This is a genomic window from Enterobacter cloacae complex sp. 385G4 (genome assembly GCF_057320665.1).
This window is the reverse complement of sequence record NZ_JBXWDD010000002.1, coordinates 366,488-387,454: the sequence shown is the minus strand read 5'-3', so window position 1 is coordinate 387,454 and position 20,967 is coordinate 366,488. Positions and strand designations below refer to the sequence as shown.

Genomic DNA, 20,967 nt, shown 5'->3' with positions numbered 1-20,967 from the left:
GTGATTTGACGGGCAATACAGTGACTTTCTTCTAAGCTTGTAAGCGATATCACAAAAAGGAGACGGACAACCATGAAACAAACCGTGGCTGCATATATAGCGAAAACGCTCGAACAGGCTGGCGTAAAACGTATCTGGGGCGTGACCGGCGATTCCCTGAACGGGCTTAGCGACAGCCTGAACAAGATGAAAACCATCGAATGGATGCCGACCCGTCATGAGGAGGTCGCTGCCTTTGCCGCCGGTGCCGAAGCGCAGCTCACAGGAGAACTGGCCGTGTGTGCAGGCTCGTGCGGGCCTGGCAACCTGCATCTGATCAACGGCCTGTTCGACTGCCATCGTAACCACGTGCCGGTGCTGGCGATTGCCGCCCATATCCCCTCTTCCGAAATCGGCAGCGGCTATTTTCAGGAGACGCATCCGCAGGAGCTGTTCCGTGAATGCAGCCACTACTGTGAGCTGGTTTCATCCCCGGAGCAGATCCCGCAGGTACTGGCGATCGCCATGCGCAAAGCCGTGCTAAACCGTGGCGTTTCCGTGGTCGTTATCCCGGGAGATGTGGCGCTCAAGGCTGCGCCTGAAGGGGCCAGCACCCACTGGTATCACGCTCCGCAGCCGGTGGTAACGCCAGCCGAAGAGGAGCTGAAAAAGCTGGCGCAGCTGCTGCGCTACTCCAGCAATATCGCCCTGATGTGCGGCAGCGGCTGTGCGGGCGCGCATAAAGAGCTGCTGGAATTTGCCGGTAAGCTCAAAGCGCCGATCGTCCACGCCCTGCGCGGCAAAGAGCACGTCGAATACGATAACCCGTACGATGTGGGCATGACCGGGCTGATCGGTTTTTCTTCCGGCTTCCACACCATGATGAACGCCGACACGCTGATCCTGCTCGGCACCCAGTTCCCGTACCGCGCGTTCTATCCGACGGATGCCAAAATCATTCAGATTGATATCAACCCGGCCAGCATCGGCGCGCACAGCAAGGTCGATATGGCGCTGGTGGGCGATATTAAATCCACCCTTGCCGCCCTGCTGCCGCTGCTGGAAGAGAAAACCGACCGCAAATTCCTCGATAAAGCGTTGAGCGACTACCGCGACGCGCGCAAGGGGCTGGACGACCTCGCCAAACCGAGCGACAAAGCCATTCATCCGCAGTATCTGGCGCAGCAGATCAGCCATTTTGCGGACGACGACGCCATTTTTACCTGCGACGTCGGCACGCCCACCGTCTGGGCGGCGCGCTACCTGAAGATGAACGGCAAACGTCGCCTGCTCGGCTCGTTCAACCACGGCTCAATGGCCAACGCCATGCCGCAGGCGTTGGGGGCAAAAGCGACGGCACCGGAGCGTCAGGTCGTGGCGATGTGCGGCGACGGCGGGTTCAGTATGCTGATGGGGGATTTCCTGTCGGTGGTGCAGATGAAGCTTCCGCTGAAAATCGTGGTCTTTAACAATAGCGTGCTGGGCTTCGTGGCGATGGAGATGAAGGCAGGAGGCTATCTCACGGATGGCACCGAACTGCACGACACCAACTTTGCCCGCATCGCCGAAGCGTGCGGCATCACCGGTATTCGCGTGGAGAAAGCCTCAGAGGTGGATGAAGCCCTGCAGCGCGCCTTCTCCATCGACGGTCCGGTACTGGTTGACGTCGTCGTCGCCAAAGAAGAGCTGGCGATCCCGCCGCAGATCAAGCTGGAACAGGCCAAAGGTTTTAGCCTTTACATGCTGCGCGCCATCATCAGCGGACGCGGTGACGAAGTGATCGAACTGGCAAAAACCAACTGGCTCAGGTAAAACGTTTCGCATAACCTCTTAAAATAAAGGGATGTGAAATGATTGATTTGCGTAGTGATACCGTTACCCGCCCGAGCCGCGCCATGCTCGAAGAGATGATGGCCGCCCCGGTCGGGGACGACGTCTACGGCGATGACCCGACGGTCAACGAACTGCAGCGCTTTGCGGCAGAGATGAGCGGCAAGGAGGCCGCGCTGTTCCTGCCGACCGGCACGCAGGCTAACCTGGTGGCGCTGCTCAGCCACTGCGAGCGCGGCGAAGAGTATATCGTCGGCCAGGGTGCGCATAACTACCTGTACGAAGCTGGCGGCGCAGCGGTGCTCGGTAGCATCCAGCCGCAGCCGATTGACGCCGCGCCGGACGGCTCCCTGCCGCTGGATAAAGTCGCGGCAAAAATCAAAGCTGACGATATTCACTTCGCCCGCACCCGGCTGCTCAGCCTCGAAAACACCCACAACGGTAAAGTGCTGCCGCGCGAATACCTGAAAGCGGCGTGGGAATTCACTCGCGAGCGCAGGCTCGGCCTGCACGTCGATGGCGCGCGCATCTTTAACGCCGTGGTGGAGTACGGCTGCGAGCTGAAGGACATCACCCAATATTGCGACTCGTTCACCATTTGCCTCTCGAAAGGGCTGGGCACGCCGGTGGGTTCGCTGCTGGTCGGCAGCACAGACTACATCAAGCGCGCCAACCGCTGGCGTAAAATGACCGGCGGCGGCATGCGTCAGGCGGGCATTCTGGCGGCTGCCGGACTGTACGCATTAAAAAATAACGTGGCGCGCCTCAAGGACGATCATGACAACGCCGCGTGGATGGCAACGCAGCTGCGCGAGATCGGCGCGGACGTGATGCGTCACGACACCAACATGCTTTTTGTGCGAGTGGGCGACGAGCACGCCGCTGCGCTGGGTGAATTTATGAAAGCGCGTGGCGTGCTGATCAACGCCTCCCCGGTCGTGCGCCTGGTGATGCATCTCGACGTGAGCCGCGAACAGCTGGCGGACGTGGTGAAACACTGGCAGGCGTTTTTACAGCGTTAAGGAGCATCATGTGCCGCAACGTATTCTGGTGCTTGGCGCCAGCGGATATATCGGTCAGCACCTCACCACTGCATTAAGCCAGCAGGGGCATCAGGTGCGGGCAGCGGCACGCAATACCGAGCGCCTGCAAAAGCTTGGTTTGCCTGGCGTGACCTGTCACAACGTCGATCTCAACTGGCCGAAGGAACTCCCCGCGCTGCTGGAAGGGGTCGACACGCTTTACTACCTGGTCCACAGCATGGGCGAAGGCGGGGATTTTATCGCCCACGAACGTCAGGTGGCGATGAACGTCCGCGATGCCCTGCTGCAAACGCCGGTGAAGCAGGTGATTTTTTTAAGCTCGCTCCAGGCACCCGAACACGAGCAGTCCGACCATCTGCGCGCCCGCCAGCTGACGGCAGACACGCTGCGCGGGGCGAATATTCCCGTCACCGAACTGCGCGCCGGGATCATCGTCGGCGCGGGTTCCACCGCCTTCGAAGTAATGCGCGATATGGTCTACAACCTGCCGGTGCTGACCCCGCCGCGCTGGGTGCGCTCGCGCACCACGCCGATTGCGCTGGAGAATTTGCTCCACTATCTGGTGGCCCTGCTGGATCACCCGGCAGAGCAACACCGCGTGCTGGAGGCGGCAGGCCCTGAAGTGCTGAGCTATCAGGAGCAGTTCGAACATTTCATGCGCGTCAGCGGACGCCGCCGCTGGCTGATCCCCATCCCCTTCCCGACCCGCTGGATTTCAGTGTGGTTTTTGAATGTGATCACCTCGGTTCCCCCGACGACTGCCAAAGCACTGATCCAGGGGCTAAAGCACGATTTGCTGGCGGACGATCGCGCGCTGCGCGCATTGATCCCCCAGGCGTTGATCCGCTTTGACGACGCGGTGCGCCATACGCTGAAAGAAGAAGAGAAGCTGGTGAACTCCAGCGACTGGGGCTACGACGCGCAGGCCTTTGCCCGCTGGCGCCCCGAGTACGGCTATTACCCGAAGCAGGCGGGCTGCACGGTAAAAACCTCTGCCAGCCTTCACGCGCTGTGGGAGGTGGTGAACCAGATCGGCGGCAAAGAGCGCTATTTCTTCGGCAATATCCTCTGGCAGACGCGCGGTGCGATGGATCTGCTGGTGGGCCACCAGCTGGCGAAAGGCCGCCCGGCGCATCCGTATCTTGCGCCAGGCGATGCGGTCGACAGCTGGAAGGTGATCGTCGTCGAGCCGGAAAAACAGCTGGCGCTACTGTTCGGCATGAAGGCGCCGGGGCTGGGGCGGCTCTGCTTTACGCTCAAGGACAAAGGCGATCATCGGGAACTGGACGTTCGCGCCTGGTGGCACCCGCACGGGATGCCGGGTCTGTTCTACTGGCTGTTTATGATCCCCGCCCATCTGTTTATCTTCCGGGGAATGGCAAAACGCATTGCGCAACTGGCAGAACAAAAGACGAAAATAAGTTAATAAAACCCTCTTTCTTTCACCTTTCCCATTGCAACACATCGTAATTCACGAAAGAATGCGCACGAAATTCTTTTCAACACAGTGGATTGATATGAAGGTACTGGTTACCGGGGCGACCAGCGGCTTAGGCCGAAATGCGGTCGAATTTCTGCGCAACAAGGGCATCAGCGTCAGGGCCACCGGTCGCAACGAAGCGATGGGGAAACTGCTGCAAAAAATGGGCGCGGAGTTCGTCCATGCCGACCTGACGGAGCTGGTCTCCTCGCAGGCGAAGGTGATGCTCGCCGGTATCGACACGCTGTGGCACTGCTCCAGTTTTACCTCCCCGTGGGGAACCCAGGAAGCCTTCGATCTCGCCAACGTGCGCGCCACGCGTCGTCTGGGCGAATGGGCCGTCGCCTGGGGCGTGCGTAACTTTATCCATATCTCGTCACCGTCACTCTATTTCGACTACCACCACCATCGTGACGTGCAGGAAGATTTCCGCCCTGCTCGCTTTGCCTGCGAGTTTGCCCGCAGCAAGGCGGCCAGCGAAGAGGTCATCGACCTGCTGGCGCAGTCAAACCCGCATACCCGTTTTACCGTCCTGCGCCCGCAAAGCCTCTTCGGGCCGCACGACAAAGTGTTTATTCCGCGTCTGGCGCAAATGATGCACCACTACGGCAGCGTGCTGCTGCCGCGCGGCGGCGATGCGCTGGTGGACATGACCTATTACGAAAATGCCGTCCACGCCATGTGGCTGGCAAGCCAGCCGGACTGCGACAAGCTTATCTCCGGTCGCGCCTATAACATCACCAACGGCGAACCGTGCTCGTTGCGCAGCATTGTGCAGCGGCTGATTGATGAACTGCAGATCGACTGCCGTATCCGTTCCGTGCCCTACCCGATGCTGGACATGATCGCCCGCAGCATGGAGCGTTTTGGCAGTAAATCCGCCAAAGAGCCCGCGCTGACGCACTACGGCGTGTCGAAGCTTAACTTTGATTTTACGCTGGATATCACGCGCGCGGAGACTGAGCTGGGATATAAGCCGATTGTGACGCTGGATGAAGGCATTGTGCGCACGGCGGCGTGGTTACGGGATCATGGGAAGTTGCACCGCTAGCCTTTTTGCCCGGTGGCGGCTTCGCCTTACCGGGCCTACATCCGCTCGCCCTTCCGAAGAGAGGGGAAAGTGCAAATACTAAAACGGCAACCTTTCGGTTGCCGTTTGCTTTTACAGAGCCGTCCAGGCATCAGCCCATGCCAGACCTGCTCCTGGTTCATAGTATGCCGGGGCGTTGTTACACCAGCCGCTGTACGGGAACGGTTTGCACTGGAACAGTTTACCGTGGTTGTTCACGATATCACCTGCGTTGTACTTGCTGTTCGCGCTCCACGCCGGGTAAGCACCCTGGTCACCTGATGGCGTTGCCGCTTTCGCTTTAACGTTCAGCAGGTAAGTGGTGGTATTGGTCAGCTCGCCATCGCTGACGGTCAGGCTGATTTCAATCTGCTGCGCCGTTGCGGACTCAGGCGCCTTGAAGGTCACCACCGCTTTGTCTTCGCCGGTCACAGTCTGGCCATCCTGAGAATGCCAGGTGTAGGTCAGCTTGTTGCCGTCCGCGTCGGTAGAGCCTTCCGCGCTCAGAGAAACCTGTGCGCCCGCTTCAACGGCACCGATTGGACCCGCAATCTGCGCAACCGGCGCGTGGTTCACCGCAACAGGTTCAGCCGGGGTTTCATCCGGCGTTGGCGCTGGAGCTGGTGCCGGCGTTTCATCTTCTGAAGGCGTTGGCGTTGGCGCTGGCGTTACCGGGGTTTCGTCCGGCGTTACGGCAGAGCCGTCATCGTTCACGATATTGACGTTATAGAACTTCTGCACGCACTTGGTATAGTCGCCGTCTTTGAACGCGCTGAACGGCGTCTGGTAGCCCACCAGCTGGCACGAGTAGGTCTTACCGTCTGGCGTATCCGCGCTCCATCCCCAGTCCTGCTCCCAGTAGATCTTCAGGGCGCCGGCACCGTATTCGTCGAACTGCTTCATGTTGGCGCAGCCCAGCACTTCATTGGCCGGAACAGGCACTTTCAGGTAGTTCGCGAACTCTTTGTAGTACTTGATACGGTTCTGAGACTGAGCAATTTCAGTCGGGCCGCCGCACTCAACACCGCCGTTAATGATCTGAGTGGTCACGCCGAAGCCAGGGACCAGACCGTTGGCTTTATCGTGATCGTTCGGCTGCCACGTGCCGTCGATAACCTGCAGCATGCTTGGTTTTGGCGGCTGCGGGTAGGCGAAGAAGAAGATCGCGCTCGCCAGGTTCAGCCAGGTATCCGCCACCAGCTCAGGTTTATCCAGCAGGGTACGCACGTCGCCGTACATTGCTTCGGAGAACGGACCGTAGTTGTAGTTGTAGGACAGCTGCTTCGCACCGCGACCGAAGTAGCTCAGGAAGTCGCCGTCTTTATCCTTACCGCACGGCCAGGTCTGGCCCTGCCATACTTTCGGGTCACATTCGCCGTTATAGCCGCCCTTCTGCCCTTCGCTCCAGCCCATTTCACGCACGTGGACCAGCGCCTGACGCCACTCGGCTTCCGGACGCCAGCTTTCGTGGCCGCCGGTTTCCTGGGCAAAGTGGGCAAACATGGTGGCCAGCTCTTTGCGGCAGATCGCATCGCTGTCGCGACCGTCGTTATAGGTCTTACACAGCGCCGGGAATTTACCTACGGCTTTCAGGAAGTTGCTGTAGGTATAGGCCTGAGCGCGCAGCGGGAAGAGATAATCCCAGTCGCTGGCCTTCACGATCCCTTCCACGCGCTTAACGTTGTCCGGGTTCGCCGCACGGCCTGGCTCAATCATTTCGACCTGCGCGTTATCCAGGGTCTGAATCGTCTCTTTAACGGAGGTCATCAGCGGGAAGTTAGTGAGCTCCTGCTCTTTCTTCGCCAGATCGCTGGCTTTCATGGTGTATGGTTCACTGGTGGTCGCCTGCAAAGAGGCAGCCTGCGCCATAAACGGTGCTACGCATGCGCCGGCAACGAGTACACTCAGTAACGTCCTTTTATTCATTTCAGTATTCCTGTTAATTAAAGTTAAAGTTAAATCCCGGCTTATGTATTAATCCATTAATAAATAAACCATAGACAGCTGTTTTCACTTTTCGAAGAACACCCTGAGGAACTCTTCAAAAATAAAAAACTTTAATAACGTGCAGCTAATTTCAACTGCTGATATTTCGCCCAAACTTTATGGGCATATTTCATCCGCTGCGGATAATTCTCTTTTTTCAATCCGGCGTTATAGGCACCTACCGCTTCCCAGTTATAGCCGTACACCTTAATCATCCCGGACAAGATGGAAGCGCCGACCATAATGGAGGTGCAGGGCTCGGTCATCAGTCGGTATTCGTCAATTCCTTGCCTTTCCAGCGCAGTAAAGTGAGTGCTATTAATTTGCATTAGCCCGACATCACGCGTGCCGTCATGATTTTGCCCAACCGCATACGGATTCATACCGGATTCAACGTTGGCTATGGCATACAATAAATAAGGATCGACATGATAATAATGTGCGGCTCTGTCCCAACAGTTTGCCAGTGCGCTTTGGCTTATTATCAATAACAACAACATTAACTTTTTCATTTTCACCTGCTGTAAGCGTCGGTTATTTCTCCTTAGCAACATCCTGTAAAATGAATTTTGAATCACTCACCACCCCGTCGGGGATGGTGAGTGTTTACCGGACCAGATTATTTGCAGTCGGTTGATGGACCTTCTTTCAACCAGACATCGCTGTTAGCCGGGTTATCACCACGTGTCCACCATTTGGCACGGTATACGTTGCCCTGGTAGGTGGTGGTTTCGCCGCCGTTATAAACGAGGTCAGAACGCCAGTTCATCTTCACGTTGCTGACCAGCTCCCACGCATCCACACCGAAGCCAGGCTGGTTGCCCTGGGTCCAGTACTTCGCTTTCCACACCAGATGGTCGAAGCTGACGGTATCGCCATTGTTGTAGATTTTGCTGGCATCCCACGCGACATATTTGCTGGCGTTAGCATCGACAGGCGCGTCGCAGCTACCGGTTGCAGTGCCTTCCTCGGATGGCGGAGCCACGTCATCAGCCGGAGGGGTAACCTCGTCAGAAGGTGGGGTAACCTCATCAGCCGGTGGCGTAACGTCAGCCGGTTTCGGATTCACTGTCACCTGTACGTTAGACTGCACGCTGGTTTTACCGTCGCCTACCACTACGCTCAGGGTGTAGGTAGAGGTTGCGGTCACTTCTGGCGCAGTGATGGTCACGTTCGCGGTATCAGTACCGGTCGCGTGCATATCCGCCGGAACGCTCCAGGCGTAAGTCAGTGCATCACCGTCTGGATCGGCAGCCTGCGCGTGCAGAGCGTAGGTTTCACCGGCCTGCAGCGTCACCGCTTCCATGGCGTTCACCACGGGTGCCTGGTTCGCTTTCGGCGCTTTGTTCACAACCTGCACGTCAATCGCGTTGCTAAGCCCTTTTGCATCCGTTACCGTCAGGCGGAACGCCATGGTCTGGTCGCTGGTCGCTGCCGCAACGTTGAAGGTTGCTTTCGCTTTGGTGCTGTTGGTGAGGGCCACCGATGGACCAGAGATCTGGGTCCATTTGTAGGTGATCGCATCGCCGTCTGGATCGCTGGAAGCAGAGCCATCAAGCGTGACGGTTGCCGGGCCAGAGACGTTCTGATCGGCAGATGACGCGATTGGCGCGTGGTTAGTGACCACCGGTTCAACCGGAGTCGAGCCGCCCAGCAGGCTTTCGTTCATCGCATTCAGAATGTCGCCGTTGTCAGAGTCAATAGACCAGGAGAACAGACCGCCCAGGTGGTTGGCCAGAACGTATTTGCCTTTTGCCGCAGCGGAGCGCGCATCCTCGTAAGAGATCAGGTCGCCGGTTGACTTGTTGAAGACGTAAGGCGCTTCTGCGTCAGCGTCATAACCGTATTCCCAGCCTGGCTTGCCTTTGTACTCGTTCACAATTTGACGGTAATCCACCACGCCCGGTTCCCAGGTACCTTTCACCGGACCCGTTGCGGTACCGGTGAACGGATTGTTGCCCGTCTGGCCGTGTACGCCGGTCCAGCCGCGACCGTACATGCCCGCACCCACCACAATTTTGCCAGGCTGTACGCCCTGCTGCAGCAGCGCGTTCACGCCGTTTTCGGTGGTGTAGTCCGTGTCAGGACGCCATGCCGGCGCGTGCAGCGCCGCCTGATGGCCCAGAACCGTGTTGCTCCACGCGCCGTAGAAGTCGTAGCTCATCAGGAAGATATGATCGAGATACTGCTGTGCCGTGGTGTAGTCCACATCTTCAATCTTATCTTTACCGGAACCAATCGCCGTGGTCAGTTCGTAGGTACGGCCGGTTTGTGCAGAAAGCTCATCCATCATTGCGCGCAGGTCGTGCATCAGCGCAGTGTAGGTTGCCTTATCCTGCTGCGGGTTACCCAATGCTGCGTTCTCACCGCCGCCGCCCGGGAATTCCCAGTCGATATCCACGCCGTCAAAGAACTTCCAGGTCTGCAGGAACTCTTTCACGGAGGAGACGAAGCGTGCGCGAATGGCCGGATCGTTCATCTGATAGAACGGGTCTGACAGGGTCCAGCCGCCGATAGACGGCAGTACCTTCAGGCCCGGGTGGGCTTTTTTCAGCGCCATCAGTTGACCAAAGTTACCTTTGTACGGGTCATCCCATCCGGAGACACCGGCCTGCGGTTTTTGCAGAGCAGCCCAGGGGTCGTGGATAGCCACAGTGTAGTCCTGACGGCCGTTACAGGCGCGTTTCAGGGCTTCAAAGCTGTTGCCGCCCTCAATGGATTTCAGGCTGTCGTTGATACCGTCGCCGCCGCAGATGGGAATGAAGCCGTACAGAATGTGGTTCAGGTTAGCCGCAGGGATTTTATCCACCGGGAAGTTGCGGCCATACACGCCCCACTCAGGGAAGTAGGCGCCGACCACTTTATCGGTATGCTGCGCGAAGGTTTTGTTGTTTTCCTGCATCGGCGCGTTCAGCGGCAGCAGGTGGCTACCGTCGGTGTCCGCAACGATAATCAGCTTGCTGGCGCTTTTGGTGCAGCCGCTGGCATTACAGAGTTCCACTTGCTCCTGGTAGCGTCCGCCTTTTTTCACTTTGAAGGTCGCAGAGCCAGATGCGCTGCCCGCGCCGGACCAGACGGTCTGGCCGTCCAGCAAGACTTTGGCAGAGGTTGGCGCGTCGCCGCTCCAGACGTTCCACTCAACCTTCACATCCACACCGTCAGGGTGAACTTTAACGAGGCTGTTATAGTCCTGTGCCGCCTGATCGACTTCTACAAGCGCAAATTTATCATTGCCGCTGCTAATAGACGGAGTGCCTGGCGCCGCTGCAAATGCAGAGCTGGTAGCCGCTGCAATAAAGAGCGCCAGATATTTAGGCTTCATAAATTTCATTTTTATTTCCTGATAAATTTATTCGTAACGTTAATAAACCATGCCTTCCTTGAGAACATGGATTTGTTTTGCATAATGCGTATTAAACCAACCTGACAACCGTGAAAAAAAAGTTTTGCTGCGTTGTATTCCTCCATAAAAAGATACAAGCCCAAATTCCGTGTAGCTTATATCTTTTACGATACACTGAGCGCAAAGAGACATCCTTCTCTTCCACCGTCAAAAAAACTTATAAAAAAACTTGACCTGTATATTTAAAATATGAAAGCAAACTGCTGTCCAATAAACACGACTATTCCAGCAAATGACAGATAGGGTCCGAAAGAAATAGTGAGGTTATTTTTATTTAAATTATTTAACGCGAAATAGCCCGCGATACCGCTCAACGCTGCGGCAAGTTCAATTGAAGGCAGCGCCTGCCAGCCGCACCAGGCGCCTAAGGCCGCCAGCAGCTTAAAATCGCCGTAGCCCAGCCCTTCCCGCCCGGTCAGCAGGCGAAAGGCCCAGTAGAGCAGCCAGAGCGACAGATAGCCCGCTACCGCACCGAACAGCGCGTCCTGCAACGGCAATCTGTGGTCAAATGCATGGAGTAAGAGACCTGCCCACAACAGCGGTTGGGTCAGGCAGTCCGGGAGAAGCTGATGCTGCCAGTCGATCATCGCCAGAGGCAGTAAAAACAGCGCGAGTAACCACAGCGAAAACAACCCCTGAACGTCCGGCATGCACCAGGCCGTAACGCCAAAAAACAGCGCCGAGAAAAATTCGATTAAAAATAACCGCAGCGGGATGGTCGTGCCGCACTGGTGGCAGCGTCCCCGTAATAACAGCCAGCTGACCAGGGGGATATTTTCCCATGCAGCAAGCGTGTGCTGGCACACCGGACAGTGTGAGGCAGGAAAGAGCAGATTGCCGCTTCCCTCTTCATCCATCACAATCCCAGGCAGGCGCTCGGCAACAACGCCAAGAAAACTGCCCATAATCCCGCCCAGGATCGCACTCATTATCGGAAAACTAACCGGGCAGGCCTCCCGGATCAGCGAGAAGGTATTCATGCGTTTTTTGCCCAGGTGAGCTGCACCTGCGCTTTTACATCGCTGAGATGGTCAACCGGCGTGAGGTTTATTTTTTGCAATCTGACGCCGGAGGTCTGATTAATTTCGCGCAGCCAGTTTTTTAATTCATAAACATTTACCCGATTAACCACGAACGATAAAGTTTGTCCCTCCTGGCGCACGTCCGTCAGCGACAGGTTAATTTCATTAGCGCTTTTCTCGACCACCGTGCGTGGATTATCCGTTTTGACTAACTGAACCTGAAGATGATTTTTATCAATTTCATTGCGCATCCAGTTAAGCGTCTCTTTTTGTCTTTTAAGCGTCGATTTACTATTTTGAATCATATTATCCAAAGGGATGACTCCTGCGTAATACACCGCAGCCCCAAGCAGGGCAACGATGCAGAGTTTTAAAATAACTTTCTCCCGGGCGCTGTAGTTCTGGTAGCGTGATTTCAGCTGCGCGATTCGCTCTTTCATTTATGTTTCCCTGCGATCATGGCGGTATAGGGTTCGGTGGTTGAAACAGGCTGTAAGGTAAAATCGAAATTCTCACGGGTCTGGTTAACAAACGCCTGCAACGCGGGCTGGTTTTGCGCGCTGACGCTCAGCGTCAGCGTGTTTTGCTGCGCATCGTATTCCAGCAGATCGATTTCCATCGCAGGCACTGACTGCCGGGCGGCCGCCAGCTCGTCCAGCTGAAGGAAGATCCCCTTACTCTGTTTTTTGACGTTCTGACCAAAGTGATATTTGATATTGGTCTGGTGACGCATGCTGGGGAAATGGTGCTTATACACCTGGAGGATCTCCTCCTGTATCTGGTTTTCCTGCTGCACCAGCATCCAGGCCATTGCAATGCGCGGCCCCAGCAGCAGGCCAACGGACAGCAGGCCCGCAATCGCCACTGCGGCTTTCATGCTTTTCGCGCCACGCCCGTTACCGGCCTTAAGGCTGAATTCACCGTGAAGCAGATTCACGCGACAGGCCTGCCACTGCGGCTGGATCAGCACCAGCGGATGCTGCCAGGGCTGGGCGATGTCGACGTCCACACCAGCAGGCGCTTCGCCGTAACAGCACACCTCCCCCTCTCCGGCCTTCTGCATCAGAAGCGGCAGCAGGCTCGCTTCCATTTCGCTGGCAACATGCGGTGATAAACGTAGCCAGTAGCCGTCGTCCTGAGCGACAAGAGTACTTCCGCCAGCCGTCACGGGCAGCAACCAGGCATCCGGCAGCACCTGGATCACTTTTAACCCCGCCTCCTGACAGCGGCTTAACCACCCGCGCAGCAGATCGGCGTCTATCGCCACCGCATCAACCTCAGCGCCTTTTTTGTTCAGCACCGTCCAGTGGAGATTATCCACCTCGCCAATCAGCGTCTCTTCCGCCATCCAGGAGAATGCCGTCGCCTGAGAGGCGACTTTCTTCGGCAGCGTAAAATGGCGGAAGATCATGCTGCTGGCGGGCAGCAGCAGACAAACACGGGCCGCCAGCGGATGCTCCGCCAGCGCGTCCAGGCTCTCCAGCGTCTCAACCTGCTGGCTGCCGGAGACACACCCCATTATTTTCCCGCCCTCGCGGTTATCGGGACGAACAAAAAGTACCTGTTTCATAGCGATCTACTTTTCTTATTCAATCATTCGGTAACGACGTTGCCACGTCACGATCTCACCGGCCTCGTTATTGACCTGAAGCTGGCTAACCACGCGAAGCGTTAATTCATCGGTATTGCCGGTATAGTTCACGCGGAAATACCGGCTGCTGATGGAGAGAAGCTCAGCCACCTGCGGGAGATCGTCTTTCAACTGCGGGAAGGTCTGCTCCAGCGCTTTGCTGAAGGTTTCCATATTTTCCCAGCCGGTTTCTGGACGCGAATCAATCAGGCGAACGGCATCATCTTCCGTTAATTTTCCGGGGAACAGCGCGGCCAGTAAGGCGGCCTGTTCCGGTTTCAGGGTGTTCACATCCACCTTGCTGGCAGAGTCCGGCAGCGCGCAGAGCAGCTTGCTCACCTTCGGGTATGCCGCTACCGGGAACGAGGGCAGCTGTTTGATCTCCGCAATGGTGCGCATCATCTGGTTCGCGGGCTGTCGGGCGGGCAAGACGCCCGCCCAGGCATCGCTCTCTGCACCGTCTTTGGCCGTCGTCGCGTCGCCATCGAGATAGTCCACCAACTGCTGATAAACCTCTTCTGCCGTAGTGTGGCTGATGCCGCTTTCCGTCAGGATCTGTTCAACAATCTGCTCGTTGCGCGGTTTTTCCGGCACGGCGGGCGCGTTTTGCCCCTGTAGTATTTTCTCTGCGGCCAGCAGGTTATTGACGTTAAAGCAGTCCTGCGCGTCTTCCACCTGGCTGACCACCGTGTAATCTTCGCCCCGCGTCTCCAGCGGCTGGTGCCAGTCGCCGTCCAGGTTCAGAGCCTTGTTTTCACCGGTGGTATCGGTCTGCAGGCGATCTTTCACCACCTTCTCCTGCGCCTGCATCGCCCAGCGCAACTGCTGCTGGCTGACCTGATAATGGGTTTTCTGCAGATTGCGACAGAACTGCTGGCTAATTTTGGCGGCCAGCGCCGACATCATGACCAGCAGGATCAGCACCACCAGCAGCGCTACCCCTTTCTGTTTACGTAATGCACTCATGATTTTGCTTCCGGTGCCGGCAGCGGCGCAGGCGCGGTCTCTGGCGCAGCCGCCTCAGGCAGGTCGCCCGGGGTCGTAAAGACCCAGCGCCATATATCGCCGTTTTCCATGGTCAGCGTCAGCTCCACGCCGTCCGGCAGATGCGCCGGGTCGCTCCAGCTTTTCTGCCAGCCCTGACGGTAAAAACGCCACTGCAGCGATTTCACCTCACTGACAATCGGCACTTCATCGGGCTTCGCGTCCACCGGGCCATCAATCACCGGCCAGACGTCGCGATACAGACGCCCCTCTTCCAGGCGCCAGCGCACACGCTCCAGCTGGATCGTTCCGCTCACGCCATTCAGCGTGGTCAGCTCAAGCGCATCATCCACCTGACGAAACAGATCCGGCTCGTTACGCGGGGCGCGCGCCTGCAGCTGGTAGAAATCGCGCTCCATCAGATTCCAGGCCCGCTGCAGCTGATTGAGCTTCGCGGCGCTGGCGTCGGTTGCCGAACTGGTGCGCATTGTGCCGTCCAGAATTTGCCAGGCCAGGGTGCTGATCACCGCGAAAATGGTCAGGGCAATCATGATCTCCAGCAGGGTAAACCCGCGCTGGCGTCGCGTTTTTTTCACTTGCTCTCTCCCGGCGGAACGATTTGCAAAGCGATAACCGGCTGGCTGTCGTCCCCTTCCGCGTAGACGCGAATGGCGTTCGCCCAGCCGTTGTCGGCGGTTTTCACCCGCTGCTTGCGCCAGTTCCAGCTGCGCCCGCCCATGATTTCCGTCCCCTGCGTCTCGGCGTCCGGGAAGTCGGTTTTCGTGAGCTGCGCTTCCGCCAGCTGATTTTCCGCCACCCAGCTGGCCTGAAGCGTGTCGGCCAGGCCGTGAGTGAAACGCACGTTCAGGGAGACCGAATTCATCAGCGCCAGCGCGGCGGTGGAGAAGATCACCAGCGCGACCATCACCTCCAGCAGCGTCATCCCCTTTTGCTTTTTGCCGTTAGCCATCGTTCTCTACCGATACAGGCGCAGCGCCTTGCGACACCACGCGGAAATGGTGCTGTTTGTCATAGCTTTGCAGCGTCAGCGTGAAGCGGCTGATTTCGCCGTCCGGTAAAAAGAGCACCTGCGGATCGGCGCTTACCGTGGCGGCAAGGCGCTGGGGCGAAAGCGAAACGTGCATCTCTTCCGGGAAATCGCCCTTGGTGGTAATACGCCCGGCGGATAACGGCACCCAGTGACGTTCGCCGTTTTTATCCTCGAGCGTCACCAGCTGATAATTATCCGTCGTGATGACCAGCCCGACGATATTTCCGTCCATCACCGCACGGTCTGAACCATAATCAACGAGGGCTTTTAATTGCTGGCCAAATATATCCGCACCGCTGCGTGAAGGTATTGTTGACACCACCATCATGGCGCAGCTGGCAAATATAACCAGCGCCAGAATAATTTCCAGCAACGTAAAGCCGCGTTGTTTATTCATTATTTCTCTTTCTTATCCAGAGACCAGTTCGTAATATCATCGGCGGTATTGGCTTCACCGTCCGGACCGGCGGAGAAGACGTCGACCGCGCCGTGTTCGCCCGGGATAACCAGAATATAATCTCCGCCCCACGGGTCCTGCGGCAGGCGACGGATATAGCCATCAGCACGGTAGCCGTTCGGGATTGGCGCGATTTCAGGCTTGGTTACCAGCGCCTGTAAACCCTGCTCGGTTGTCGGGTAGCGGTGGTTATCCAGCTTATACATATCCAGCGAACCTTCGAGCGCGACAATATCGCTGGTTGCTTTTTGCGTATCTGCTTTTTCTTTATTGCCCATTAAGTTTGGCACCACCATGCTCGCCAGTACGCCAAGAATAACAATGACCACCATTAATTCGAGCAAGGTGAAACCCGCCTGACGCGCCAGGTTTTTACGTTTTAAAGTCATGATTTAACCTACCATATTATTAAGTTGCAGAAGCGGTTGTAATATTGACAGCACGATGAATAAAACAATCGTCGCCATGGATACCACCAGCGCCGGTTCAAATACCGACAGCGTTAATGTAATTCGATGCTGCAATGCCGATTCCTGGTTTTCCGCCGCGCGGTCCATTAAATTCCCTAATTCCCCGCTCTCTTCGCCGGAGGCAATCATATACAGCATGGTTGGCGGGAATAATTTCGCATGTTCCAGCGCGGCATAGAGTGATGCCCCCTGGCGCACGGTGTCCGCCGCCTGCTCCAGCACCTGCCGGGCATAGAGGTTTTCGATACCGTCCATCGCGATATACATCCCCTCCAGCAGCGGCACGCTGCTGGCCTGCAAAATGCTCAGGGTACGGATGTAGCGGGCGCTGTTGATGGCGCATACCAGCTTTTTGATCGGCGAGCCGTTCACCAGCCAGCTGTGCCAGCGAAAACGGTTTTTGGCGTTTCTCAGCCAGGTCTTAAAGCCGACAAACCCGCCACCGAGGATCCCCACGATGTAGATCCCGTACGCCTGCAGAAAATCGCTCACCGCAATCAGCGTGCGGGTGGTGATCGGCAGCTGCTGCTTCATGTGGGTGAACTGCTCGATCACCTGCGGCACCACCGCCACCAGCAGAATGCTGATGACCGCGATGGCGACCACGGTCAGGGTAATCGGGTAGACCATCGCCTGCGTCAGCTTGCTTTTCATCTTCTGGCGCTGCTCGTTGTACTCCGCCAGCTTCTCCAGGACGTCGCCCAGGTGGCCGGTTTTTTCGCCGGCCATCACCAGGGTGCAGTAGAGCTTGTCGAAGGTGCGCGGGAACTGGCTAAACGCGTCGAACAGCGTGTGGCCTTCCACTACTTTCTCGCGGATCTCCACCACCATCGCCGCCAGCTTTTTGTCCTCCGTCTGCTTCGAGATAGCCTTCAGGGCGCTTTCCAGCGGCAGCGCGGCGTTGACCAGCGTCGAAAGCTGGCGGGTAAACATCGACAGCACCGGCGTGGAGAGCTTTGCGCCGGTTTTCGCTTTACCGGACGCCGCCGCCTCGCGGGTTTCGTTGATGCTGACGGGCATCAGCTTTTGCTCGCGAAGCCACTGGCGAACCTGCTTTTGCCCCTCGGCCTGCAGCGTGCCGCGCTGGGTTTTCCCCGCGCCGTCCGTTGCCGTCCAGGCGTAGAAGGCCATTACGCATCCCCCCCGCGCTCGGCGGTCACTCGCATCACCTCTTCCAGCGAGGTCACGCCGCTAATCACCTTCAGCAGCCCGTTTTCACGCAGGCTGTAAGCCTGCTTAAAGAGCTGCGTCTCGATAGACATTTCGTCCTTATCTTCATGAATGGCGCGGCGCATGGTGCTGTCCACCACCAGGAACTCATGAATACCGGCCCGGCCCTGATAGCCGCTCTGGCGGCAGTGTTCACAGCCCACCGCGCGGTAGATTGCTTTTGGCGGCGCGTCCATAAAGCTGAACAGCGCTTTTTCATTGGCATCCAGCGGACTGGTGGTCCGGCAGTGCGTACACAGCCGACGCACCAGACGCTGGGCAATGACACCGAGCAACGATGAACCGATTAAAAAGGATTCCAGCCCCATATCCCGCAGGCGGGTTATCGCCCCTGCGGCGCTGTTGGTGTGCAGCGTAGACATGACCAGGTGACCGGTAAGCGACGCCTGCACCGCAATTTGCGCGGTCTCACCGTCACGAATTTCCCCGATCATCACCACGTCCGGGTCCTGACGCAGAATGGCGCGCAGCCCGCGGGCAAAGGTCATGTCCACGCGCGGGTTAACCTGCGTCTGTCCCACCCCTTCCAGCTCGTATTCAATCGGGTCTTCTACGGTCAGAATGTTGCGTTCGTGACCGTTCAGCGCCGAAAGAATGGCGTACAGGGTGGTACTTTTACCGGAGCCTGTCGGCCCGGTGACCAGGATAATGCCGTGCGGACGGTCAATCAGCCCTTTCAGCTTCTCCAGCTCTTCATCAATCAGGCCCAGCTTGTTGATGTCAGGCTTAAGATTGCTTTTATCGAGCAGACGCATCACCACGCGCTCGCCGTACTGGGACGGAATGGTCGAGACGCGCACGTCGATCGCCTTGCGACCAATGCGCAGGGAGATACGGCCATCCTGCGGCAGGCGCTTCTCGGCGATGTCGAGTTTTGACATGACCTTGATGCGCGATACCAGCAGCGGCGCGAGCTTGCGCGCAGGCTGCAGCACCGGGCGCAGCACGCCGTCAACGCGGAAGCGAATGCTCAGCGTGCGCTCGAAGGTTTCGATATGAATATCCGACGCGCCGTCCTTCACCGCCTCGCCGAGAATGGCGTTGATCAGGCGGATTACCGGCGAGTTTTCGTCGTTATCGAGCAGATCTTCGTTATCCGGGATCTCCTCGGTTAACGCCATCAGGTCGATATCGGCGTCCATATCGTCCACCAGCTGCTGCGAGACGCCGCTGCTCTGCTGCCAGATTTTGGCCAGCATCTCGTCAAACGCTTCCGGCGTGAGGGTGACCGGGACGAACGCGCGTCCCAGCACCCGGCGCACTTCCAGCAGTGCAAATGCCGGGGTGTCATCACGGATATAGACGTCATTGTTATAAAATAAAACGCCGTTATCTTTTGCGTAGCTGCTGCTACACAGTGTTTTACTCAGTTCGTCCACGTTGCCCCTCCGCCTTACTCTTTAAACGGATTGCGTGTCGCGCTGGTTTTCACCGGTGCGGCATGGGTGGCCGTCTTAGTGTCGGCAGACGGAAACGCGGGCAGAATGGCGTTATCCGCTGGCTCAATAATGCCGAGCTTTTTCTCCTCCACGCGCTGCATCTGGCGAACGCGGATCTGGTCATATTTCTCTTTCGACGCGGCGCTGTAGTTGTCGTCGTCACGCAGGACGGTGGTATGGATAAACACCATCAGGTTGCGTTTCGACGTGTCCTGCGAGGTGTAGCGGAACAGCTGGCCCACCAGCGGGATATCGCCGAGCAGCGGCACTTTGGAAACCGACTGCTTGGTGACGTTTTCCATCAGGCCGCCGAGCACCACCGTCTGGCCACTGTGGACCATCACTTCGTTATTAATGGTGCGAGTGTTGAAGGTCGGGCCGAGGCTGGCGTCTTCCGTCGCGCTGTTGTCTACGCTGGAGACTTCCTGCTCAATCTTCAGGTGGATCATGTCACCGTCGTTAATCTGCGGCACAATTTTCAGCTTGGTACCGACGGTCTTACGCTCAACGGAATTGAAGACGTTGTCGCCGCTGGTGGTCTGCGAACCGGCAAGGACCGGCACGTCCTTGCCCACGTTAAACGACGCTTCTTTGTTATCCAGCGTGACTACGCTCGGCGTGGAGAGAATGTCGTTTTTACCGTCGGTGGAGAGCGCGGTCATCAGGGCGCCGAAGTCGCCGTTGAAGAAACCGGTCGCCAGGCCGGTAAAGCTTGCCCCCTTCATGGTGCCGTTTTTAATCTGGCTGATAGGCAGGCCGGTTGAGCCGAACTGCACGCCGCCGTGCTTGCTGGTCCACTGCACGCCGAGATCCAGGCCCTTTCCGTCCTGCACTTCAGCAATGATCGCTTCCACCAGCACCTGCGGACGGCGAATGTCGAGCTTGTCGATCACCTTCTCCAGGGAGTTCATCACGTTAGGCTGCGCGGTGATCACCAGCGAGTTCGTTGACTCGTCGGCGCTAATATTCAGATCGCTGGCCGCCGTGGCGGTTTTCGACTTCGGCGCACCCGCCTTGTCTTTCAGCTGCTCGCCAATACCGGTCAGCACCGGAACCACTTTGGTGGCGCTGGCGTATTTGAGGTAGAAGACGCGGGTATTCCCCTCGTTGTTCTGCTCGCGATCCAGCTGATGGATCAGGGAACGGGTGCGCATGCGCGCATCTTCCGAACCGCTGATCACCAGGCTGTTGGTCTCGTCATCCGCTACCACCTTGGTGGCGAGCTGCGGCGCGTTCTGCCCCTTCTGCTCTTCGTTGTTGAGGTTGTTCAACATGTCGGAGAGCTCTTTGGCGGACGCAAAGCGCAGCGGCACGATTTCGCGACGCTGAATGCCGTCTCTGTCGACGCGCTGCACCAGATCCACCAGGCGGTTCACCACCGAGGCTTTCCCGGTTAACAGCAGGACGTTCGACGGCTCAAAATGCACCACGTTACCGATACCGGTGGCATCGTTCAGCTGGCGCAGCAGCGGCGCCAGCTCACGCACCGGCACGTTTTCCATGCGCACGACGCGGGTGATGATCTCATCGCCTTTGCCCGGATTTTTGCTGTCTGCCAGCGGGGCCCCGGCGGTGCGGGCTACGCTTGAGCGCACCACTTTGACCATGCCGTTGTCCATCGGGATCACCGACAGACCGTACAGGTCCAGCACGCTCAGGAAGAACTGGTAATACTCATCTTCCGTCAGCACGTTATAGGTTCTGACCGACACCGTACCCTGAACGGACGGGTCGACGAGAATGGTTTTGTTAAGATTGCGGCCTACCGTATCGATAAACTCGCGGATATCGGTATTTTTAAAGCTCGCGCTAAAGTTGGCTGCAAGCAGCGAACTGGAATATAACGACAATGCGGTCAGCGCCACGCACGCCCAAGGAAATTTCTTCATGTCTG

18 protein-coding genes are annotated in these 20,967 nt (G+C 57.4%); 4 read left to right on the top strand and 14 right to left on the bottom strand.

Going from position 1 to position 20,967, the window contains the following annotated elements; translation table 11 throughout:
* The first annotated feature begins 72 nt into the window (after window positions 1-72).
* From poxB to AC2FAJ_RS09700, 4 genes are all read left to right on the top strand, one after another.
* On the top strand, window positions 73-1,791 hold the full coding sequence (gene poxB / locus AC2FAJ_RS09715; protein ID WP_041910648.1) for a ubiquinone-dependent pyruvate dehydrogenase: 1,719 nt from the start codon (window positions 73-75) through the stop codon (window positions 1,789-1,791).
* A gap of 38 nt (window positions 1,792-1,829) precedes the next feature.
* Window positions 1,830-2,831, top strand: a complete 1,002-nt coding sequence (gene ltaE, locus AC2FAJ_RS09710; protein WP_252009245.1) for a low-specificity L-threonine aldolase — start codon at window positions 1,830-1,832, stop codon at window positions 2,829-2,831.
* 10 nt (window positions 2,832-2,841) lie between these two features.
* A complete protein-coding gene (locus tag AC2FAJ_RS09705) occupies window positions 2,842-4,278 on the top strand; it encodes an SDR family oxidoreductase (protein WP_485454086.1) in 1,437 nt (478 codons plus the stop codon).
* A 91-nt stretch (window positions 4,279-4,369) separates the two neighbouring features.
* On the top strand, window positions 4,370-5,383 hold the full coding sequence (locus AC2FAJ_RS09700) for an NAD-dependent epimerase/dehydratase family protein (RefSeq protein WP_059358040.1): 1,014 nt from the start codon (window positions 4,370-4,372) through the stop codon (window positions 5,381-5,383).
* Between the two features lie 111 nt (window positions 5,384-5,494).
* Here the strand turns inward: AC2FAJ_RS09700 and AC2FAJ_RS09695 are convergent, their stop codons facing one another.
* The 14 genes from AC2FAJ_RS09695 to gspD form a co-directional block, all read right to left on the bottom strand.
* On the bottom strand, window positions 5,495-7,327 hold the full coding sequence (locus tag AC2FAJ_RS09695) for a glycoside hydrolase family 19 protein (RefSeq protein ID WP_485454085.1): 1,833 nt from the start codon (window positions 7,325-7,327) through the stop codon (window positions 5,495-5,497).
* Between the two features lie 131 nt (window positions 7,328-7,458).
* Window positions 7,459-7,899, bottom strand: a complete 441-nt coding sequence (iagB, locus tag AC2FAJ_RS09690; protein ID WP_041910653.1) for a type III secretion system invasion protein IagB — start codon at window positions 7,897-7,899, stop codon at window positions 7,459-7,461.
* A 107-nt stretch (window positions 7,900-8,006) separates the two neighbouring features.
* Window positions 8,007-10,718, bottom strand: coding sequence for a glycosyl hydrolase family 18 protein (locus tag AC2FAJ_RS09685; RefSeq protein ID WP_485454084.1), 2,712 nt, complete (start codon window positions 10,716-10,718; stop codon window positions 8,007-8,009).
* A 254-nt stretch (window positions 10,719-10,972) separates the two neighbouring features.
* Window positions 10,973-11,770: a prepilin peptidase gene (locus AC2FAJ_RS09680; protein WP_047362778.1), complete on the bottom strand. Its 798-nt coding sequence runs from the start codon at window positions 11,768-11,770 to the stop codon at window positions 10,973-10,975.
* On the bottom strand, window positions 11,767-12,252 hold the full coding sequence (gene gspM / locus AC2FAJ_RS09675; protein ID WP_045261799.1) for a type II secretion system protein GspM: 486 nt from the start codon (window positions 12,250-12,252) through the stop codon (window positions 11,767-11,769). Before gspM ends, AC2FAJ_RS09680 begins: the two co-directional genes overlap by 4 nt.
* Window positions 12,249-13,382 (bottom strand): type II secretion system protein GspL, encoded by a 1,134-nt coding sequence (gene gspL / locus AC2FAJ_RS09670; RefSeq protein WP_485454083.1) that lies wholly within the window; start codon window positions 13,380-13,382, stop codon window positions 12,249-12,251. Before gspL ends, gspM begins: the two co-directional genes overlap by 4 nt.
* A gap of 15 nt (window positions 13,383-13,397) precedes the next feature.
* Window positions 13,398-14,408 (bottom strand): type II secretion system minor pseudopilin GspK, encoded by a 1,011-nt coding sequence (gene gspK / locus AC2FAJ_RS09665; RefSeq protein WP_485454082.1) that lies wholly within the window; start codon window positions 14,406-14,408, stop codon window positions 13,398-13,400.
* A complete protein-coding gene (gspJ, locus tag AC2FAJ_RS09660; RefSeq protein WP_193359221.1) occupies window positions 14,405-15,022 on the bottom strand; it encodes a type II secretion system minor pseudopilin GspJ in 618 nt (205 codons plus the stop codon). The genes gspK and gspJ overlap by 4 nt, the downstream gene beginning before the upstream one ends.
* A complete protein-coding gene (gene gspI / locus AC2FAJ_RS09655) occupies window positions 15,019-15,396 on the bottom strand; it encodes a type II secretion system minor pseudopilin GspI (protein ID WP_041910661.1) in 378 nt (125 codons plus the stop codon). Before gspI ends, gspJ begins: the two co-directional genes overlap by 4 nt.
* Complete coding sequence (gene gspH / locus AC2FAJ_RS09650; protein WP_028012526.1) at window positions 15,389-15,874, bottom strand: type II secretion system minor pseudopilin GspH; 486 nt, start codon at window positions 15,872-15,874, stop codon at window positions 15,389-15,391. The genes gspI and gspH overlap by 8 nt, the downstream gene beginning before the upstream one ends.
* Entirely contained in the window at window positions 15,874-16,323 is a 450-nt protein-coding gene (gene gspG / locus AC2FAJ_RS09645) for a type II secretion system major pseudopilin GspG (protein ID WP_485454081.1), read from the bottom strand. The genes gspH and gspG overlap by 1 nt, the downstream gene beginning before the upstream one ends.
* 3 nt (window positions 16,324-16,326) lie before the next feature.
* A complete protein-coding gene (gene gspF / locus AC2FAJ_RS09640) occupies window positions 16,327-17,535 on the bottom strand; it encodes a type II secretion system inner membrane protein GspF (RefSeq protein ID WP_485454080.1) in 1,209 nt (402 codons plus the stop codon).
* Window positions 17,535-19,013, bottom strand: coding sequence for a type II secretion system ATPase GspE (gene gspE / locus AC2FAJ_RS09635; RefSeq protein ID WP_006809432.1), 1,479 nt, complete (start codon window positions 19,011-19,013; stop codon window positions 17,535-17,537). The genes gspF and gspE overlap by 1 nt, the downstream gene beginning before the upstream one ends.
* Before the next feature lie 14 nt (window positions 19,014-19,027).
* Window positions 19,028-20,962: a type II secretion system secretin GspD gene (gene gspD / locus AC2FAJ_RS09630; protein ID WP_047362772.1), complete on the bottom strand. Its 1,935-nt coding sequence runs from the start codon at window positions 20,960-20,962 to the stop codon at window positions 19,028-19,030.
* Between the last annotated feature and the right edge of the window lie 5 nt (window positions 20,963-20,967).